This is a genomic window from Sphingomonas sp. 8AM (assembly GCF_902506455.1).
In the GTDB taxonomy this organism is placed as follows: Bacteria; Pseudomonadota; Alphaproteobacteria; order Sphingomonadales; family Sphingomonadaceae; genus Sphingomonas.
On the sequence record NZ_LR733856.1, the window covers coordinates 1 to 16233 of the forward strand.

22 protein-coding genes and 1 pseudogene are annotated in these 16233 nt (G+C 64.9%); 2 read left to right on the forward strand and 21 right to left on the reverse strand.

Annotation, left to right across the window (positions count from 1 at the left end):
* From BACI71_RS17665 to BACI71_RS17750, 18 genes and pseudogenes are all read right to left on the reverse strand, one after another.
* Positions 1–531 (reverse strand): annotated as a pseudogene (locus BACI71_RS17665) (hypothetical protein); the annotation flags it as partial.
* A 144-nt stretch (positions 532–675) separates the two neighbouring features.
* Positions 676–1287, reverse strand: coding sequence for a hypothetical protein (locus BACI71_RS17670; protein WP_159761518.1), 612 nt, complete (start codon positions 1285–1287; stop codon positions 676–678).
* Positions 1287–2216, reverse strand: a complete 930-nt coding sequence (locus BACI71_RS17675) for a hypothetical protein (RefSeq protein ID WP_159761519.1) — start codon at positions 2214–2216, stop codon at positions 1287–1289. Before BACI71_RS17675 ends, BACI71_RS17670 begins: the two co-directional genes overlap by 1 nt.
* A gap of 90 nt (positions 2217–2306) precedes the next feature.
* Complete coding sequence (locus BACI71_RS17680; protein WP_159761520.1) at positions 2307–2969, reverse strand: phage virion morphogenesis protein; 663 nt, start codon at positions 2967–2969, stop codon at positions 2307–2309.
* Positions 2966–3460, reverse strand: a complete 495-nt coding sequence (locus tag BACI71_RS17685) for a phage tail protein (RefSeq protein ID WP_159761522.1) — start codon at positions 3458–3460, stop codon at positions 2966–2968. Before BACI71_RS17685 ends, BACI71_RS17680 begins: the two co-directional genes overlap by 4 nt.
* A 13-nt stretch (positions 3461–3473) precedes the next feature.
* Positions 3474–4865: a hypothetical protein gene (locus BACI71_RS17690; protein ID WP_159761524.1), complete on the reverse strand. Its 1392-nt coding sequence runs from the start codon at positions 4863–4865 to the stop codon at positions 3474–3476.
* 44 nt (positions 4866–4909) lie between these two features.
* Positions 4910–5344 carry a hypothetical protein gene (locus tag BACI71_RS17695; RefSeq protein WP_159761526.1) on the reverse strand — a complete coding sequence of 145 codons (435 nt, stop codon included), beginning with the start codon at positions 5342–5344 and terminating at the stop codon, positions 4910–4912.
* 3 nt (positions 5345–5347) lie between these two features.
* Positions 5348–5575, reverse strand: a complete 228-nt coding sequence (locus tag BACI71_RS17700; protein WP_236553106.1) for a hypothetical protein — start codon at positions 5573–5575, stop codon at positions 5348–5350.
* Positions 5576–5591: 16 nt separating this feature from the next.
* Complete coding sequence (locus BACI71_RS17705) at positions 5592–6068, reverse strand: hypothetical protein (RefSeq protein ID WP_159761528.1); 477 nt, start codon at positions 6066–6068, stop codon at positions 5592–5594.
* Positions 6069–6079: 11 nt separating this feature from the next.
* Complete coding sequence (locus BACI71_RS17710; RefSeq protein ID WP_159761530.1) at positions 6080–6547, reverse strand: D-Ala-D-Ala carboxypeptidase family metallohydrolase; 468 nt, start codon at positions 6545–6547, stop codon at positions 6080–6082.
* A complete protein-coding gene (locus BACI71_RS17715; protein WP_236553107.1) occupies positions 6544–7083 on the reverse strand; it encodes a glycoside hydrolase family protein in 540 nt (179 codons plus the stop codon). Before BACI71_RS17715 ends, BACI71_RS17710 begins: the two co-directional genes overlap by 4 nt.
* A complete protein-coding gene (locus BACI71_RS17720) occupies positions 7080–7424 on the reverse strand; it encodes a hypothetical protein (protein WP_159761532.1) in 345 nt (114 codons plus the stop codon). The genes BACI71_RS17715 and BACI71_RS17720 overlap by 4 nt, the downstream gene beginning before the upstream one ends.
* A 2-nt stretch (positions 7425–7426) precedes the next feature.
* Entirely contained in the window at positions 7427–7645 is a 219-nt protein-coding gene (locus BACI71_RS17725) for a tail protein X (RefSeq protein WP_159761534.1), read from the reverse strand.
* Positions 7645–8148: a head completion/stabilization protein gene (locus tag BACI71_RS17730; RefSeq protein WP_236553108.1), complete on the reverse strand. Its 504-nt coding sequence runs from the start codon at positions 8146–8148 to the stop codon at positions 7645–7647. Before BACI71_RS17730 ends, BACI71_RS17725 begins: the two co-directional genes overlap by 1 nt.
* Complete coding sequence (locus BACI71_RS17735) at positions 8145–8372, reverse strand: hypothetical protein (RefSeq protein WP_159761536.1); 228 nt, start codon at positions 8370–8372, stop codon at positions 8145–8147. The genes BACI71_RS17730 and BACI71_RS17735 overlap by 4 nt, the downstream gene beginning before the upstream one ends.
* Positions 8373–8478: 106 nt before the next feature.
* Positions 8479–9339, reverse strand: a complete 861-nt coding sequence (gene gpM / locus BACI71_RS17740) for a phage terminase small subunit (protein WP_159761538.1) — start codon at positions 9337–9339, stop codon at positions 8479–8481.
* 44 nt (positions 9340–9383) lie between these two features.
* Positions 9384–10478, reverse strand: a complete 1095-nt coding sequence (locus BACI71_RS17745) for a phage major capsid protein, P2 family (protein ID WP_159761540.1) — start codon at positions 10476–10478, stop codon at positions 9384–9386.
* Between the two features lie 76 nt (positions 10479–10554).
* Complete coding sequence (locus BACI71_RS17750; protein WP_159761542.1) at positions 10555–11373, reverse strand: GPO family capsid scaffolding protein; 819 nt, start codon at positions 11371–11373, stop codon at positions 10555–10557.
* Between the two features lie 170 nt (positions 11374–11543).
* On the opposite strand from BACI71_RS17750, the gene BACI71_RS17755 reads away from it, so the two are divergent.
* Positions 11544–13670, forward strand: coding sequence for a terminase large subunit domain-containing protein (locus tag BACI71_RS17755; RefSeq protein ID WP_443018515.1), 2127 nt, complete (start codon positions 11544–11546; stop codon positions 13668–13670).
* On the forward strand, positions 13576–14427 hold the full coding sequence (locus BACI71_RS17760) for a phage portal protein (protein ID WP_328804100.1): 852 nt from the start codon (positions 13576–13578) through the stop codon (positions 14425–14427). The genes BACI71_RS17755 and BACI71_RS17760 overlap by 95 nt, the downstream gene beginning before the upstream one ends.
* A 25-nt stretch (positions 14428–14452) precedes the next feature.
* On the opposite strand, the gene BACI71_RS17765 is transcribed toward BACI71_RS17760, so the two are convergent.
* Genes BACI71_RS17765 through BACI71_RS17775 form a run of 3 tightly spaced genes read right to left on the reverse strand, consistent with a single transcriptional unit; the run spans position 14453 to position 16160 of the window.
* Positions 14453–14689, reverse strand: coding sequence for a hypothetical protein (locus tag BACI71_RS17765; RefSeq protein WP_159761546.1), 237 nt, complete (start codon positions 14687–14689; stop codon positions 14453–14455).
* A 54-nt stretch (positions 14690–14743) separates the two neighbouring features.
* A complete protein-coding gene (locus BACI71_RS17770; protein WP_201297526.1) occupies positions 14744–15481 on the reverse strand; it encodes a DUF4145 domain-containing protein in 738 nt (245 codons plus the stop codon).
* A 55-nt stretch (positions 15482–15536) separates the two neighbouring features.
* Complete coding sequence (locus BACI71_RS17775; RefSeq protein WP_159761548.1) at positions 15537–16160, reverse strand: SOS response-associated peptidase; 624 nt, start codon at positions 16158–16160, stop codon at positions 15537–15539.
* Between the last annotated feature and the right edge of the window lie 73 nt (positions 16161–16233).

Below are 16233 nucleotides of genomic sequence, written 5' to 3' on the forward strand. Positions count from 1 at the left end.
CGCATAGTGGTGTTGGCGGGCTGACGCCCGCCGATGCTGCCAAGCGGGTTGTGCAACACCGCCCCGACGGGCACCATGACAACCCCGGACTCCAGTTATGACTGGAGGAGCTTTGGGGAGCACGTCAGCCACCGAATAGCCTTCCGGCGCCAGCACGAGACGCCGGCGAAATTCGTCATCGCTCTCGTAGGTTGGAGCGATCCCGCGCGAAGCGTCGCCAGCGTCGATCAGGAGCCGGGCGATGCCGACCAGCGCGGCGAGCTGATCGAGATCCGCGCCGATTGCGAACGCCGGCATCACTGCGCGTGCGGCGTCATTCACGCGGGCCCGCAGCAGGAACTCGCGATACGCGCAGACCTGTAGGAGCTTCACGGCGGGGTCGCTTTCAACGCTCGCGTCGAACGTCGGCAGCAACGCCTTCAGGCGCGCGAGCATCTCGGCATAGATCTGCTCATAGCTCAGCGGCTCCACGACGCTGGGCGCAGGGAGGCGGGAGAGATCGACGGCGGTGAAGGTGGCAATGTCGGCCATTGCGCAATCTGGTGGCGCGCTTGCGCTTATAAGCCAGCTCGGCCTCCTGTGGAAATAGGTTTCCACAGGCATGCGCAAGGCTGATCGGCAAATTAGAAAATTTTAGATCGGGAACTCAATCGATTCTGATAGGTGAGACAGGCTCTATTTGGTTTGGTGACCAGTCCGTTCTGCAAGGTAATGATCTTTGATCCTAAGCAACGCAAGAGCGGTGAAGCACATCCTGTAAAAAGTGTAGCTCACTTCTAAAAATAGAAAGATCGATGTTGTAAGAAGGAGCTTGTTAATCGCCAGATAGATGCCGTCTCTAACTTGTGCAAAGCTTTCGTAGCTGTGAAATGCGCAACTTAAAAGCGCTGGAAAACTTAATTCAAGCATCTGAAGTAGTAATAAGAATATGCAAGCGAGGGATATCGGGACAAAATAGCTTACATTCGTTCTAAAGTAGCTGGATAGCTTGAAAATCAAGCCAATTTCATCAAAATCCTCGGGGAACTTCGGATCGGGTAGATCCCGTACTGCGGAGGCATTTGCGGAAAATACAGAAGAAAACGCGAAACCCAGCAGGATGGATAGTGCTGTGACGGTAACCGAGATACAGTCGTCAGATAAAGATCTCAGAGTGCTAGCTGTGATTAAGGACAGGGATAGTTGCACGAATAGTCGTCTACCATGCGCCTCAGGCTTGTCTGCCTGTTCGTTATAGTAGGTCGCATAGTTTGCCTTTGCGATATCAAGGGCGTGCTTTGCAGGCACTATCGTAATCCGGGCGTTACAATTTCGTCGAGCAATCTTGTCATTTCTGTGCAAACGCGATCGTAATCTAGAAGTCCATTCTTGGGCACCTGAACCGATATTGGAAACCGTGTAGAAGAAGAGTTTTCTCCAAGAAGGTAAACAGTATAGCTGTGATTGTCCTGCCGCATTAGCACGGTGCAACCGGCGATGTCATCCTCATCAACGCTCATAATGTCGCCCTGTGAGATGACTTGCGCGATAGCCGCCTTGCGATCCTCGAGGGAGCCTTTAATTTTGGGAGCTAAGCCGGCAACGTCCGAATCAAAGCCTTCTCCGTACTCCGTTCTTTTCACAGCAAAAACGCCCGTCTTCGAAAAAAGACTGGCGCTGCCGGCCTTGGCACCTTTTCGACGAAGGGTGACTTTCAGTTCGACCGGCGTGCCAGCGCCCAGTTCATACCTCAGGCTCGTGAAAGACTTACTTCTGACTACAAATTCTTGCGACTGAAGAATCTTACTCAAAAAGTAGTTCAGTCCTTCGTAGTCGCCGTAATTGCCGAGGTACTGGGTGCCAAGTACAATTCGTCCGTCACGTCGGAGGTCGACGATGTAGTGAAATGTACGAAGGTTCAGGCTGTCGGCATCAATCGTGCCAAATTTCGTGTTTCTGTATTCTTGGCCGTAATATGCGCCTTCGTAGCGACCGAAATATCTAGTATCCGATATCTTTGTTATAGCTAACAAGGGTATATTTTCGCCCACTTTGATGCGGCGAATTTCTTCCTCGTTTTCGAAATCAATGGGGGTTATGTCGTGGAGGCGGGTTACTAACCTTTTGAACTCTGCTTCAGTAAACCCCACCTCGTCACTATCAGGTGCGCCGCGTGTGCGCTTCACCAAATAGTGATACGAGGCTGTTGGATAACGCATGCGCTGCCGCTTCGCCATCAATCTCTCCCGTGCGATCCTTTGAGCATAGGCACCTGCGGCGAAGTGACAAGTGAGCATCCCGTTCAAGGCTCGCTACAACAAGGCTATTCACGACGTCATGGTGTGATTGAGTAGTCGGTCGACGAGCATGCTACGCTCGGCGGCGGTGAGCCCCAGTAGAATGCGGCGGGCATATCGGACCGCCTTGCCCTTTTTGGCCGGGCGGTCGCTTCCGCCCTCCTGATGGATGCTGGCGATCGTCGACGCACCGCCCATCCAGCCGACCCACGCCTCGTCTGCGGTCGCACCGTTCTTCAGGTAGCGGGCGGTACGTAGCCGGCGGAACATCGCCTTCGACTTGATCGCGCCGCGCCGGCGCAGCTTGCCACTGCGCACCCGCTCGTTGCCCTCGACGGGCAACCACTGCGCAACCTTGTCCCAGAAGAAGCTGCGGATCGCGCCGGCCTCGCTATCGAAGCCGGTGAGCAGCGGACCTTGCCGAACCCAGCTCTTCATGATGACCAGCCGCGGCTCGGCTGCGCCCTTCGGGTAGAGAAACTTGACGGTATAGCCGCCACCCTGCTCGGCCTCGCGCGGCTTGCGGGGCGCAAAGGCACTGCCGTCCGGCTCGCGCTGGGCAGCGATGCGGTCGGATTGCGACTGGCGGATGTCACGCGCGAGCCCGCGCAGGATCTGGCGTCGTTCGGACGCGCCCACGCTGCGCAGGCAGGATCGCGCCAGCCGCTCGATCTCGTCCAGCCCGTCGCTCATGGCCGCGGCTGGCTCGCGGACTCGGCCGACAGCTCGTTGTTGAGGTAGAGCTGCCACAGGTTCACGCCGCACAGGCCATCGAAACGGTCGAAGGTGTCGGCGTCATCGCTGACGTGGGTGATGCTGCGGTCACCGTTGGGCAGAACCTCGACCTTCACGCGCTCGCTCAGCTCGATCGTCAGCGACAGGTCGCTGGTGTCGGCGTCGAGCAGCTCGGCCTCGAAGGCGATCGGCTCACCGTTCGGCTTGGCCATCAGCTCGGGCTGATGGCGCGAAATCCACGCCAGCACCGGCACGATGATCTCGTCGGGGCTGCCGGCGAAGTCCTGCGCGACGAGGTTGGCGGTGTAGCGGTACTCGAAAGACATGGTGGCGCCGGCGCGCGCCGCCACGCGCCCGCGGTCGACGAAGATCGACAGCGTCTCCGGATTGGCCCGGAGCGAGGGGACCGCACGAAGCAGGAGGTCGCGCAGGCTGTCGATCTTCGTCATGGTGCCGGCGCTCCTAGTTGTACCGCGTGACCTGATCCGCGAACTCGCGGACGCCGGTGAAGCGGCTGAGCAGTGCCGTCTGCGAGCCGGCACCGCTGGCGCTGAGCCGGATGCGCTGGAATCCCTGCGTGATGGCGGCGAAGCCGTCCGGTACAGTGATCGGCCCCGTCATGCTCTCATAGGCATAGGCGGTGGTATAGTCCGCCCCAGCGCTGCTGCTTCCGTAGTTGAACATGTCGAAGCTCGTCAGATCCGCCCCGTCGACGCGCAGGCGGGTGTAGCCCCAAGGTGCCGTCGCACCGCTGCTGCCCGCTGCAACGCTGCAAGCGAAACCGCCGCTGACCCGGTCGCCGGCGCGCAGCGTCGTCAGTAACAGCGGATCCCAGACCATATCGAACTGGATATACTCGGCAGCCGCAGTGAAGGTGGCGGCGACGCTCAATGCCTTGCCGAACCCGCGCGGGTCGTCGACGAGGCCGATGGTGGCCTTCGCTTCACCGGTGTTGTTGGCGTCGTTCAAGCCCCGCACCGCGGTCATACCGAGCGGCAGCGGCGTGTTGAAGGTCAGCCAGTTGGTGTCCGCAGGTTGGGCGCCAAGCACCGTGCCGAGCGGCGATTGGTTCATCTGCACCGCCCCATTCGCCCACGTCTCGAAGGCGCTGCGCACCAGCTTCGGGTTCGGCGGGCACCATGCCATGAGGACCGGCGCGATACGCTCACCGACGAGGTGCGCGCCGTAGCTGGTCCAGTGCGGCCCGCCGTCGCTGACGGCCGGGTTGGTCTTCTTCGAAAGCGGGTTCTGCGCCGTGCCGCCGGTGAGGTTGTAAACGAGGTCGGCGGTCTCGATGTACGCGCCCCACGGGATGCGCGCGAGGTACGTCCGTGCGCGCTGCAACACACGCACCATCACCGCCACCTGCGGGGCAGTGAGGAGCGGCGAGCCGGTCTCGGCGACATAGATGATGCGCTTGCCCGCCTTGCGCACCGCCTCGAACATCGCGAAGAGCCTGCCCCAGATGGCGTCGGCCGCGGCGTTCCGCGTCGCCTCATCGGCGTTGTTCGCCACCGCGCCGATGTCGTTTGCGATCTGCCCGTCGAAGTAGATGATGCCTGCCGGGCTCGCGAGCATCGCCTCGAGGTTATTGCGACCCGGATAGCGCGGATCAGGGCAGTCCGACCCGGTGTAGACGGGGATCTGCGCGCCGCTGATGCCGCCGACAAAGCAGACCCGCGCGCGCTGCCCGGTCAATGCCAGCGCCCAGTTAAGCGGCGAGCGCGCGGTCTTCGCCTCCGGCAGATTGACGGTCGGCGCCACCTGCGCGTTGCGGCTGTCGCCCGTGCCCACGCCGATAAGGCTGAGGCTCAGGTTGCCGGGGTAGAAGCCGCCTTCGGCCAGCGCGGTCATCATACCGCCCGCGAGCAGCTCGGCCTTGTTCAGGGTACCCATGTTCAATTCACTCCCGTCAGGATTTGGCCGTCGATCGCGCTGATGAGGGGCTGGCCGTCGATCGCGCTGAGCAGCGCATTCGCCGGGACGTCGCTTGCCGCCGCGAAGCCAGCGATGAAGGTCAGCGTTTCGGTGGTGTCGCGTCGGCCGTCAGCCGAGGTCGCGCGCACCTTGATCTCGTATTTCGAGCCGACCGTGGCGGCACCGGTACCGGCGACGATCCGGCCCCCGGATGCCAGCGCGAGCTGCGCCGGCGCCGCGCCGATCAGCTCGAAGGTGGTGCCCGCGCCGAACGCCTGTGTAAGCGTCGCGACCAACCCGCCGGCCGCGGTGCTGGCCAGATAGGAGACGCGGTCAGCGATCAGCGTGCCGCGGCCGTCCGCCGCCAGTGCGGCAAAGAGCGCAGCACGTCGCCGCTCGATGGTGGATACCGCCATCGCTCAGCGCTCCCCGGCAGGGGCGCAGGTGCCCGGCGCATTCCAGTCGATCAGCCGGTCGAGCCGGCCGGCGGCGGTCGCAAAGGCGCGGGCGAGACGGATCACGCCGGCGCGCAGGCGGGTCGGCATCTGGGCGACGAGCTGCGGATCTTCGGGCAGCCCGTCCGGGCGCTCGGCACAGGTGAGCAGCTCGGCCGGCGGCGTGATCTTCAAAGGGACAGCGACGGGCACCGGCTTCTCGACCAGCTCAGCGTGGGGGCGCGCGCAGCCCGGCAACACCGTTGACAGCAGCAGTCCACTCACGATCAACAAGGTTGCGGCGTTCGGCTTCGGCATCGGCGATCTCCATGCGGTGCGCGGCGTCGCGCGCCGCCTCGGCCGCGCGGCGCGCGGCGTTGTTGTCGGTGAGCTGGCGGGCGTCGTGATCGGCGAGCGCCTTGGCGAGCGTCTCGGCCGTGATCTGGTCGGTGCGCGCCTTAAAGTCAGCGAGCCCGGCGATCTTCAGGCGGCATGCCTCGCCGCGCTTCAGCTTGCCCGCGGTGAAATCCCCGCCGGCGCTGGCACAGATCAGCTCGGCGCGGCGCAGCAGGTCGTCGCGGTCGGCGGTGACGCTGCGCAGCTGCACGTAGAGCCATGCTCCCGCGCCCGCGACCGCGAGCAGGACGATGAACGCCATCTCGGCGCGCAGCTTGGCGGTTAGCCCGCGCAGCAGGTTCTTGAGCATCTTCACCCCTATCAGTCGGGCAGGCCGGCGGCGTAGACCGGCCCATGCGTGCCGATCGTCATCGTCAGCACCTGCCGGCGGTTGCGGCCGACCGCGTAGGAGACGTGCACCCAGCCGCTGTTCGGGTCGCCGGCGCGGTGCGCCTCAAGGATCAGCTGATCGAACTCGACATGGCCGGCGATCCACGCGGCGAGATCCGCGTTCGACACGCCGTCAATCTCGATATCCGCCGCCTCGCCGCGCCGGTGCTGGCTGGTCGACGACGAGCCGACCGCGGCATTGGTCTTTGCCGAGCGGAAGCCGCTGTTGATGCGCACCGGGCGTCCGAAATGCGCGCGGACCGGCTCCAGCACCTTCAGGCACAGCAGCTTCAGCGCGTCGACGTGCGCGGCGAGCTGCGGCTGGTTGCTGTCGCCGATGCGGGCAGCCGTGGCGCTGGCGGTCATCTCGGCCAGCGTGAAGTGGGGCGAGAGCTTCATGCGGAATCCCTTCCGGTGCGCATCATCGTGGCGAGGCGGATTGAGCGGTCCCCGACCTGCGTCGCCCATTTGGAGGCGAGCATCGCCATGGCAGCCCGGCCGAACTCGCCTTCCTCCATGCGCGCGAGCGCCTGCACGAAGGTGGCAAGCCGGGCGGGCCCCATGTTGAAGCACATGTTGAGCAGCACTCGCTGGCGGGCGGGGTTCAGCCCGCGCCACCACGCCCAGCGGCGATCCAGCGCGCGCTCGGCCGCGTCGATGTCGTTGGCGAGCAGCGCGCGCGACTGTGCCGGCGTGATCCCGGTCAGCACGCAGATCCCGACCGTGAGCCCCAGCGCGCGCTGCTCGGCGGGCGTGATGCCGATCGCGTCGAGGTTGCGGCCGACGCCGATCGTCCGCTTGCCTTCAGTGCAGCGGTAGACCCGCAAGCGCTCGCCCTCGTCGCGCACCAGCTCGGCGACGAGCTTGGCGCGATCGTAGGTCGCGGGCGGCAGGGCGGCGAGCTGCGCGCCGGTGCGAATGGCGGGCGCCTTCACGAGCGATCCCCGCGCGGCAGGAAGCGGTCGATCAGCGCGGCCGGGATCTCGGCGACGCGCTCGACCAGCGCGTGCGTGATCCGCGGCGTCGCCTTGTAGGCGATCATGCCGGTGACGAACTGGATCGCCTGAAGCACGAACGCGCTCCAGTCGGTGATGCTGTGGATCGCGCCGCCGACGAAATAGGAGACGCAGACGCCGACCGACAGCTGGACGAAGCGCTGGCGCCACGTCAGGCCGGCTTCGTAGGCGAGGCTCACCGCCGCGCCGAGCGCGGACGGGATCAGCCCGGCGACAAAGGCGCTGGTGGCAAGAGCGGCCTCGTGGATCAGATGCTTCATGGTCAGTCCCAGAGCTGGATGAGGTCGCGGGTGGGCGTTGCCGGGGCGGTCGGCGCGGGCGGCACCGTGACGATCGTGCCGGCGGGCAGCACCGGGCCGGCGTTGGCGATGCCGGGGTTGAGCGCGATCACGCCGGGCAGATCGGCGGGGCCAAGCGCGCAGGTGCGCCAGACCAGCTCGTCGAGCGTGTCCCCGGCGCGCGCAGTGACAGTGTCAGCCATCAGATCAGCTCGACGTCGGTGCGCGTGCGCCCGAGCAGGGCGCGGATCGCGTGGATGGCGTCGCGACGCAGCTCGCCCACGGAAGGGTCGAGATCCACGGCACGCCGGTCGCCGGCGCCGGTCAGATCGGTGTCGCGGTAGCGTTCCACCACCAGCGCTTTCGTCCAGGAGGTGACGGCCTGCCGGTAGAGGATCAGCTTGCGGCTCTCGCCCATGATCGTGGTGGCCGGAACGTCGGCAAGCGTCGCGTGGCCGGCAGCGATCTGCGCGGCCTGCCAGTCAACCAGCTGGTCGCCGACCCAGATCAGCGCGGACAGCACCGCCTCGCGCAGTCGATCCGGGGTCACGGAGTCGCGCAGCCGGGCTTGCGCACGCAGTGCCGTCAGGTCGACGCCGGGAAACCAGCTGTCATGCGCGACCGGCTCGGGAGCGGGCTGGGCGGGTGTGACGGGGGCGTCGCAGGCGTTGGTCGCAAAGGCCGGGATGATCAGCGGCGCGCTCACGGCAGCTGCGGGATGAAGGCGATGGTCGCCAGCACGAAGATCAGGAGGCCGAGCAGCGCGATGACGGCAAAGCCGATGCGCGCCGGCACTTCGATGTCGGCTTGGCGCTCGGCGGCGATGGCGATCGCCGCGCCGATCGTGCCGACGAACGCCAGCGCTGCCCCGACGCCGAGAAAGGCAACGGTGAGGATCAGCAGGATGATGGCGACGAGGTCGGCGAACATGGCAGGTTCCTGATAGTTTCGGGGGTGGGAACCGGGTTGAGGGCGGCCCTGCGACCCGAAGGTCTCCCGCCTCACGCGATTCGCCCCCGAGCGCCGGGAGGCGAGGTCAGTCCGCCGGCTTGTCGCCGGCGGTATCGGTTGCGGACTGAAGGGCGCCCACGGCGCGCTCCAGTTCCTGAAGCGGTCGGGCCGGCGTTGGCGCCGGAAGCGCGGAAAGGGTCTTCTCCAGCGCGCGGATCTGCGTCTTCACGCCGACGCGGTCATGCAGCGCCTGCGCGGCACTCAGCTGGGCAATGGCGTCCATGGCAAGGCGGCGGGCATCGTCGGCGCTGGCGCTATCGACGCCGCGCGCCAGCTCGGTACCGATCGCCTTCAGCAGCTTGGCGCGCACCTCGTCGTGCATGTCGACGCCGGCGACGAGCGCCTCGACCTGTTCCAGCACGTCGAGCGGGAAGGCATTGCCGCCGGCCTGTACCTTCATCGCGGCTTCGGCGACTTCCTCGACGATCAGCGTGGCAGGATCGCGCTTGTAGCGGGCGGGCAGCGCTACGTCGTGGCGCAGGACGTGTCCGGCCAGCTCCAGCGCGCGGGACCAATCACCGATATCGATCGCCCAGACCATGATGGTGGGCAGCACCTCGTCGGCGCCGGTGGGCGCGAGCGCGCCGCGATCGGCACTGTGGCCGGCTTCGAGCAGGCCGTCGCACCATGCCCGGTACTCGCCGATCATGGTGTGCTTGACGGCGACCCGGTTGGCGACCGACTTGATGTCCTTCAGCCGGCGCAGATCGTGCTGCATACGCAGGTTGATCGTGTGCGCGGCGGTGCTGATGCCGCCGGCGGGGATGGGGGCTTGCCCCGCCGCGACGTCGGACGCCGCGGCGGGAGCCAGTCCGCTTTCCATGGCAGGAGCGGACGCGGCGGTGAGGGAAGTGATATATTCCCGATGTCGACGAGCAAGGCTCATGCGCGTGTCCTGTGGAAAGCGGGCTGTTCGGGGGACGGAGCCGGTTACGGCTTCTTCGTCTGGACGATGTTCTCGACGAACGCGCAGCGACCGTAGTCTTCGACCACGTAGCTCTCGTTCACCGACTGGAAGTCCTGCACCTCGTCATATTCGGGTGCGTCCTTGATCTGTCGGCGGCGCGTGCCCTCCTGTACGTAGATCGACAGGTTATCGAGGCTGGTCACCAGCAGCGCGTTGGCCGGGAAGAACGGCACCATGACCGCCAGCTTGCCGCCGATCTGCTTGGGCAGCGTCAGGATGCGGTTGCGCGCCTCCATCTCGGTCGCCTTGTCGCCGGCGGCGTTGATGACGTTCAGGAAGCGGTCCTGCACCAGATCGCGGCCGACGATCACGACGATGTCGGTGTCGTCGCGGTGCCATTCGTCCATGATCTCGATCGCGTCATAGACCAGCGCGTCGAGGTTCACGTAATCGACGTCGGTGCCCGGCGTGCCGGCCGCGACGTAGATCTTGCCGGCCGCGGTGACGACACCCTGCGCGTTGCGCGTTTCCTTGGTCAGGATGCCGCCCGCGAGGTGACGCGCCGGCGCAAAGTTGCGGATCTTGTAGAGCCAGCCGTGATTGACGTCCTGCAACAGCGGGTTCGCCGCGATATCGGTGGTGTCGGCGCGCGAGACGCCGTTCCAGCCGATCATGATCCGGTCGCGGCCCTGCTGCTTGACGATCGTGTCGCGGAACAGCGTCTGGAACTCGGGCTTGTGCGCCCACTGATCGAGCTTCGCGTACTTGATCGCGGTGTCGGAGTTGGTCTGGGCGCAGAAGTAGCGGCCCTTGTCGAGCGTGTCGGTGGGGTCGATCGGGCGACGGCGCACACCGGTGCCGCTGTTGGTCAGGGTGCGGCTGGCGATCGGGCGGGTCACGCCGAGGCCGACCTTGGCGCCTTCCTGCTGCTGCACCGGGATGATGTTGATCTTGCCGAGGAAGTCGCTCGACTGCTGGATCACCTCTTCCAGCTTCTGCTCGACCGTGGGTGCGACGGCGAACTGCTTTTCGCCCTGCACGACCGACGCGTCGACGCCGTTGAGCGTCGCGATCTGGCTGAGCATGGTGTTGTAGACGACACGGGTGGGGTTGCGCATTGGGCGAGTTCCTGTGCGGCAGGCCGTGCGGCGTGCCTTGGGGCGACGGTCGGGCGAGGGTGGTGGGTGACGGCGATCAGCAGTCGGTCAGGACCGCGCCGCTGCCGCCGGTGGCCGGGGTCCGGCTGAAGTTCGTGTCGGGCGTCTTCGCGAGCTTGGCGTTGAGCGCGTCGAAGTCGCTGCGGAACTTGGCCTGCGCATCGATCACCGGCTGCATCGCCGCGGCGAGCTGCGTCGCCATCTGGTCGCCGATCGCGGTGGCGAACGCCGCAAAATTGTCGTTCGCGGCCTCAGGCTTCTGCTTGGGCTCTTCCTTTTTGTCCGGCTCGCCACGCGAGAACAGCGCCGCGATGCCCGCGAAGCCCGTCTTGATCGCATCGGCGATCCCAGCGGGGTCGGCCGGTGCCGCCTCGAACTCCAGCGCGACCGCGTCGGCACCGTGCGCGTGGAACGAGCCGGGCGCGTTGCGCGAGAACTGGAGGCGCTGCGTCGCGATCGACGCCGGGCTGTCGGTGAAGGCGAGGCCGATCAGGCCGATCTTGTCGATGCCGGCATAGCTGGGGGTCAGCTCGACCGAGGGGAACGGCTTCTGGTCGGCCTTGGCGAGCTTCACCAGCTGGGCGTTGCCGTCGACCTGCGCATAGAGGGCGCGGCGCTTCTCGGCCTTGCCGTCGATCGTGATCTCGTCATCCTGCGCCTTGACGCCGATGACGCTGCCATAGCCATTGAACGGCGGCTCCGGGCTATAGCCCTTCATGTGCTCGACGTTGATGCGCGGCGTGTAGGTCTCGGCGTTGAACGTCTCGACGATCTGGTCGATCATCTCCGGGGTGATCGTCCGGCCGTCGCTGATCGTGCTACCGGCGACGAAGCAACGGAAATACTGGCTCTTCATGGCGGCGCGGTTCCTCGGTTCGCATGACAGCGCCGGGCGGGCGGCGCGTTCGATGACGGCGAAGAAGCGGAAAGCCGGGCGTGATTGCCAGCGCGCGTGCCTGTGGAATGGCTATTCCACAGGCAACAGGCGTCGGGTTCGGGGAACAGGCGTGGCTACGGTCCCGCGCCATGGAAAAGCTGCCACCCGATACAGGAATGCCGCTCCCTGCCTCCGCGTTCCCGATCCCGGTCGACGCGAAGCGGCAGGCGCGCAGCCTGTACTGGCGCGGCTGGGGCGTCACCCAGATCGCCGACGAGCTGGGATTGAAGCGCCCGACTGTCGAGGCGTGGAAACAGCGCGACAAATGGGACGAGGCGCCCTCGCTGTCCAAGATCGAGGACGCGCTGGAATGCCGGCTCAACACTCTGATCGCGAAAGAGCAGAAGACCGGCGGCGACCATAAGGAAATCGACCTGCTGATGCGGCAGGTTGTCTCGGCTGCGCGCGTGCGGCGCTACGAGGCACCCGGCGGGAACGCCGGCGATCTCAACGAGAGGGTCGCCAACCGCAATGCCGGCGAGAAGAAGAAGCCGGGCAGCAAGAACCATTTCACGACCGAGCAGGTCGAGCAGCTCGAAGCCATCTTCGAAAAGGAGCTGTTCGGCTATCAGGAAGACTGGTGGGCAGCGAAGGATCAGCGCACCCGCATGATCCTGAAGTCGCGCCAGATCGGCGCGACATGGTATTTCGCCCGCGAGGCGCTGCTCGATGCGCTGCGGGGCGGCGGCAACCAGATCTTCCTGTCCGCCTCCAAGGCGCAGGCGCATATCTTCCGCGGCTACATCATCCAGTTCGCCGCGCGCGTCGGGGTAAAGCTGCAGGGTGACCCGATCGTCCTGTCGGCCGACACGATTCCGGACGGCGAGCCCGCGGCCGAGCTGATCTTCCTCGGCACCAACGCGCGCACCGCGCAGGGCTATCACGGGAATTTCTACTTCGACGAGTTCTTCTGGACCTATGGTTTCGAGGAGCTGAACAAGGTCGCCAGCGCGATGGCGATGCACAAGCGCTGGCGGCGGACCTACTTCTCGACGCCGTCGAGCGTCGCGCATCAGGCGCATCCCTACTGGACGGGCGAGCGCCGTAACCGCCGGGTCAAGAAGGCCGACCGGGTCGAGATTGACGTCAGCCACGCCCGGCTCGCCGCCGGCGTGCTGTGCGAGGACAAGGTTTGGCGCCAGATCGTCACGATCGAGGATGCCGCGGCGCGCGGCTGCGACCTGTTCGACGTCGACGAGCTGCGCGTCGAATATGCGCCTGACGAGTTCGCCAACCTGCTCATGTGCCAGTTCGTCGACGACAGCCTGTCGGCGTTCAAGTTCAACGAGCTGCAACGCGCAACCGTCAGCGTGATCGAGGATTGGCGCGACGTCGACCTGCTGGCGGCGCGGCCGGTCGGTAACCGCGAGGTCTGGGCGGGCTATGACCCGGCCGAGGGCGGCACGGACGGCGACAATGCCGCGCTGGTGATCGCGCTGCCGCCGACCGGGCCGGAGGGCAAGTTCCGGCTGCTGGAGCGTCACCAGATCAAGGGCGACTTCCAGACGCAGGCCGATTTCGTCCTGGCACGTCTCGGTCGCTACAATTGCACCTACCTCGGCATCGACAAGAAGGGCGTCGGTGCGGCGGTCTACCAGCTGCTGCGCGACAAGATGCGCGGCGTCGTCGCCATCGAATATTCGCTGGAGACCAAGGCGTCGATGGTCATGAAGGCGCAGCACACCTTCGCTCGCCAGCGGGTCGAGTTCGACGGCGGGTGGATCGACCTGCAATCGAGCTTCCTGTCGATCAAGAAGGCGCTGACCGGGTCCGGCCGCGCGATCACGTTCAAGGCATCGCGCAGCGAGGATGTCGGCCACGCCGATCTCGCATGGGCAGCGATGCACATTTTCATCAACGAGCCGCTGGACGGGCAACGCCGGCCGGGCATGACTGTGGAGATATTCGGTGGCGAAGGGCAAGGCGCGGCGGATGTCGCGGATGGAGACGGCGGTGGCATCGTCTTCGGCGATCGACGCTGGGGCGAACGTGCCGACGACCGCCGCGGCGGGTGGGCACGTCGAGAGCTTCGCATTTGGCGACCCGGAGCCGGTGCTGGATCGCCGGCAGTGGATCGACCTGCTCGAATGCTACCACAACGACCGCTGGTACGAGCCGCCCTTGCCGCTCGACGGGCTGGCGCGCGCGTTCCGGGTCTCGCCGCACCACAGCTCGGCGATTCTGCTCAAGGTCAATCTCGTCGCCGCGTCGCTTGACCCGACGTCGCTGATCGACCGCGCCACCTTCAAGAAGGCGGTGCAGGACTATATCGTTTTCGGGAACGGCTATCTGGAGCCGGTGCGCGGGGTGCTGGGCAACACGCTGGCGCTGCGGCACGCCATGGCGCGCTATACGCGCCGCGGACTGGTCGACGGCGACTACTGGTGGGTGCCGGGCGTGAAGGATGCGACGCAGCTCGCGCCCGGCGTGGTTCACCTCGCCATGCCGGACGTCAATCAGGAGCTGTACGGCGTCCCGGAATATTTGTCGGCGCTTCAGGCCGCGCTGCTCAACGAGGCCGCGACGCTGTTCCGGCGCCGCTATTACCTGAACGGCAGCCATGCCGGGTACATCCTCTACGCCACCGGCGATATCGACGTGAAGGACACCGACGCCATCAAGGCGGCGATGAAGGCGTCGAAGGGACCGGGCAATTTCCGCAACATGTTCGTGCACGCCCCAAACGGCAAGGATGGCTCGATCAAGATCATCCCGATCGCCGAGGTGGGGGCGAAGGACGAGTTCCTCGGGATCAAGAACGCGACGCAGGCCGACGTCATGGCCGCGCACCGCGTGCCGCCGCAGCTGCTCGGGATCGTGCCGGCGCAGGGCTCGGCATTCGGCAACCCCAAGGATGCCACCGCCATGTTCTTCGAGCTGGAGATCGAGCCGATACAGGCCGCGTTTCTCGAGGTGAATGACCGGCTGGGGCAGGAGGTGATCCGCTTCCGCCCCCGCACCGTTTCGGCGTAGGTCGTAAACGGCGGCTCACATCCCCTTATCCGACGAGTGCCCCGACATCGTAAGGGGTTGCGACGTTTAGGCCTATTAGGGCGTCGAGCCGGATGATCCACTCGCCGTTTGGCGACGAGAATACTGCCAGTGGACCGTCTAATTGGACGCCGTCGATCGCCAATGGATGGCCGATCCCGCGGGCATAGACAACGATCTGCTTGCCCTCAGCAAGCGCAGCTTGCACCTTGGTGACGAACAGAGTTCCGGGAAAATGGTCCATGACTTTCCTTCTTAAGCGGAACCGTTGGAAAAAGATGGGTTTATCATGTCAGCGCTATGGCTGAAGGGCTTGGCTATTCTGCTTTGTAGCGTGAGCGTTCCGAGTCTCGATACCGTCCTTCTTGCCTTGCGGCAGCTTCGCAAAAAGATCATCCGCGTGTTTTGGCTCGGTGATCGCTTTTTCGATAATGAAGTTGAGTAGTCGGAACAGCCCCAAAGCCGTCGCTCGATCGTCATTCAAAATAATCGTGCCGGGGTGAACCGCCTCGTTGCCGATAACACGCAACGTGTCGAGCGCATCAGACACCCGCCTGCTGATGGTCCCTGCCCCGACAAGCTCGCCAATCTGATCGTTGATATCCCGTTTGGAGGCGCCAAGGATAGGTAGTAATTTTTGCACGGCAAGCCGGAGCAAAGCGGCAGAGCCACGCGGCGATAGATTGAAGATCGCGGCGGCCTCATCGTACTCTTCATGAATATCGCTCGGCATGTCCGCAGCCCGCGCCGGCGCATCGCTGCTCGCGGGCCTAACCATTTTCTGATCAATCCAAATCGTCTCTCGACGGCAGGAAAGGCATTTGGCGCACCGAATGTCCAGATCTTCCATGTAGCGGTTATCTCTGCCGAAGTTTTCGACTGTTACCGTCGCATGGGTAAGCTTGCCCCAATCATGGTTCGCGTAGACCCTGCAATCCGGGAATGGGCACACGAAAGCAGTAGAGTACTCCCCAAAACCATCTGGTCGATGCTCACGCTCCAAGGCTTCGTCCGCAGATAGTAGTCCCTCTTGCATTCTACATCCTCTCGACAATCATGCTTCTACGCACCGGATCGTGTCGCGCGAACCGCTAACTAACCTGCATAAGCTGTGACGGAAATGGCCGGGCTAGTTGGATCGCCTGATCAAGGGGTGCGGTCAGCCAAGCCTCTTCGTCATCTTCGTGCAGCAGCACCGGCATCGCCTTTGGATGGATCGGGGCCACCAACGGATTCGGATCAGTCGTCAGGAAGGCGAACACCGCACCCGCTTCCGCTGGGCGCCACACGCCGGCGAAGCTGACGATCGATCGACTGGGTACGTCGAACCAGTGAAGCGGTAGCTTGCCGTCTCCGCCGCGCGTCTGCCCGTATTCGCTGAATGCGGTAAACGGCACCAAGCATCGGCGCGCGGGGTTCGTCAGCGCCGCTCGCCAGAAGGGCGAGGTGTAATTGCGGACGTTGGTCACGCTCTTGTTCAATAGGACCGGCTTGCCAGTTACCTTGTCGATCCGCTTGCCCGGCACTTTGTGGGGGAAGCCCCACGCCATGATGTCCGGCACGCGCACGCCATCTTCGTCGCGGACCACCCATGCCGGCTTCTCGGGAAACAGCTCGGGCGGCGGGATCGTGTGATCGGGCGGAAAAGGTGCGGTGATGCCGTAGCGCGCGGCGAGCGCGGCTTGCGCCTCGGTCATGCGGAACCTGTTGCACATCGGCTGCCTCCTACATGCCAATTTGGCGGATCATTGCGGTCAGCGCCAGCACCCACGCCACCCGCCACCCGCC

Bases quoted from the DNA above. Each gene is read 5' to 3' on its own strand.
- BACI71_RS17745 (WP_159761540.1), bottom strand. From the start codon at position 10,478: ATGCGCAACCCCACCCGTGTCGTCTACAACACCATGCTCAGCCAGATC.
- BACI71_RS17725 (WP_159761534.1), bottom strand. From the start codon at position 7,645: ATGGCTGACACTGTCACTGCGCGCGCCGGGGACACGCTCGACGAGCTG.
- BACI71_RS17685 (WP_159761522.1), bottom strand. From the start codon at position 3,460: ATGACGAAGATCGACAGCCTGCGCGACCTCCTGCTTCGTGCGGTCCCC.
- BACI71_RS17735 (WP_159761536.1), bottom strand. From the start codon at position 8,372: ATGTTCGCCGACCTCGTCGCCATCATCCTGCTGATCCTCACCGTTGCC.
- BACI71_RS17750 (WP_159761542.1), bottom strand. From the start codon at position 11,373: ATGAAGAGCCAGTATTTCCGTTGCTTCGTCGCCGGTAGCACGATCAGC.
- BACI71_RS17765 (WP_159761546.1), bottom strand. From the start codon at position 14,689: ATGGACCATTTTCCCGGAACTCTGTTCGTCACCAAGGTGCAAGCTGCG.
- BACI71_RS17770 (WP_201297526.1), bottom strand. From the start codon at position 15,481: ATGCAAGAGGGACTACTATCTGCGGACGAAGCCTTGGAGCGTGAGCAT.
- BACI71_RS17755 (WP_443018515.1), top strand. From the start codon at position 11,544: ATGGAAAAGCTGCCACCCGATACAGGAATGCCGCTCCCTGCCTCCGCG.
- BACI71_RS17720 (WP_159761532.1), bottom strand. From the start codon at position 7,424: ATGAAGCATCTGATCCACGAGGCCGCTCTTGCCACCAGCGCCTTTGTC.
- BACI71_RS17675 (WP_159761519.1), bottom strand. From the start codon at position 2,216: ATGGCGAAGCGGCAGCGCATGCGTTATCCAACAGCCTCGTATCACTAT.
- BACI71_RS17695 (WP_159761526.1), bottom strand. From the start codon at position 5,344: ATGGCGGTATCCACCATCGAGCGGCGACGTGCTGCGCTCTTTGCCGCA.
- BACI71_RS17705 (WP_159761528.1), bottom strand. From the start codon at position 6,068: ATGCTCAAGAACCTGCTGCGCGGGCTAACCGCCAAGCTGCGCGCCGAG.
- BACI71_RS17690 (WP_159761524.1), bottom strand. From the start codon at position 4,865: ATGACCGCGCTGGCCGAAGGCGGCTTCTACCCCGGCAACCTGAGCCTC.
- gpM (WP_159761538.1), bottom strand. From the start codon at position 9,339: ATGAGCCTTGCTCGTCGACATCGGGAATATATCACTTCCCTCACCGCC.
- BACI71_RS17775 (WP_159761548.1), bottom strand. From the start codon at position 16,160: ATGTGCAACAGGTTCCGCATGACCGAGGCGCAAGCCGCGCTCGCCGCG.
- BACI71_RS17710 (WP_159761530.1), bottom strand. From the start codon at position 6,547: ATGAAGCTCTCGCCCCACTTCACGCTGGCCGAGATGACCGCCAGCGCC.
- BACI71_RS17680 (WP_159761520.1), bottom strand. From the start codon at position 2,969: ATGAGCGACGGGCTGGACGAGATCGAGCGGCTGGCGCGATCCTGCCTG.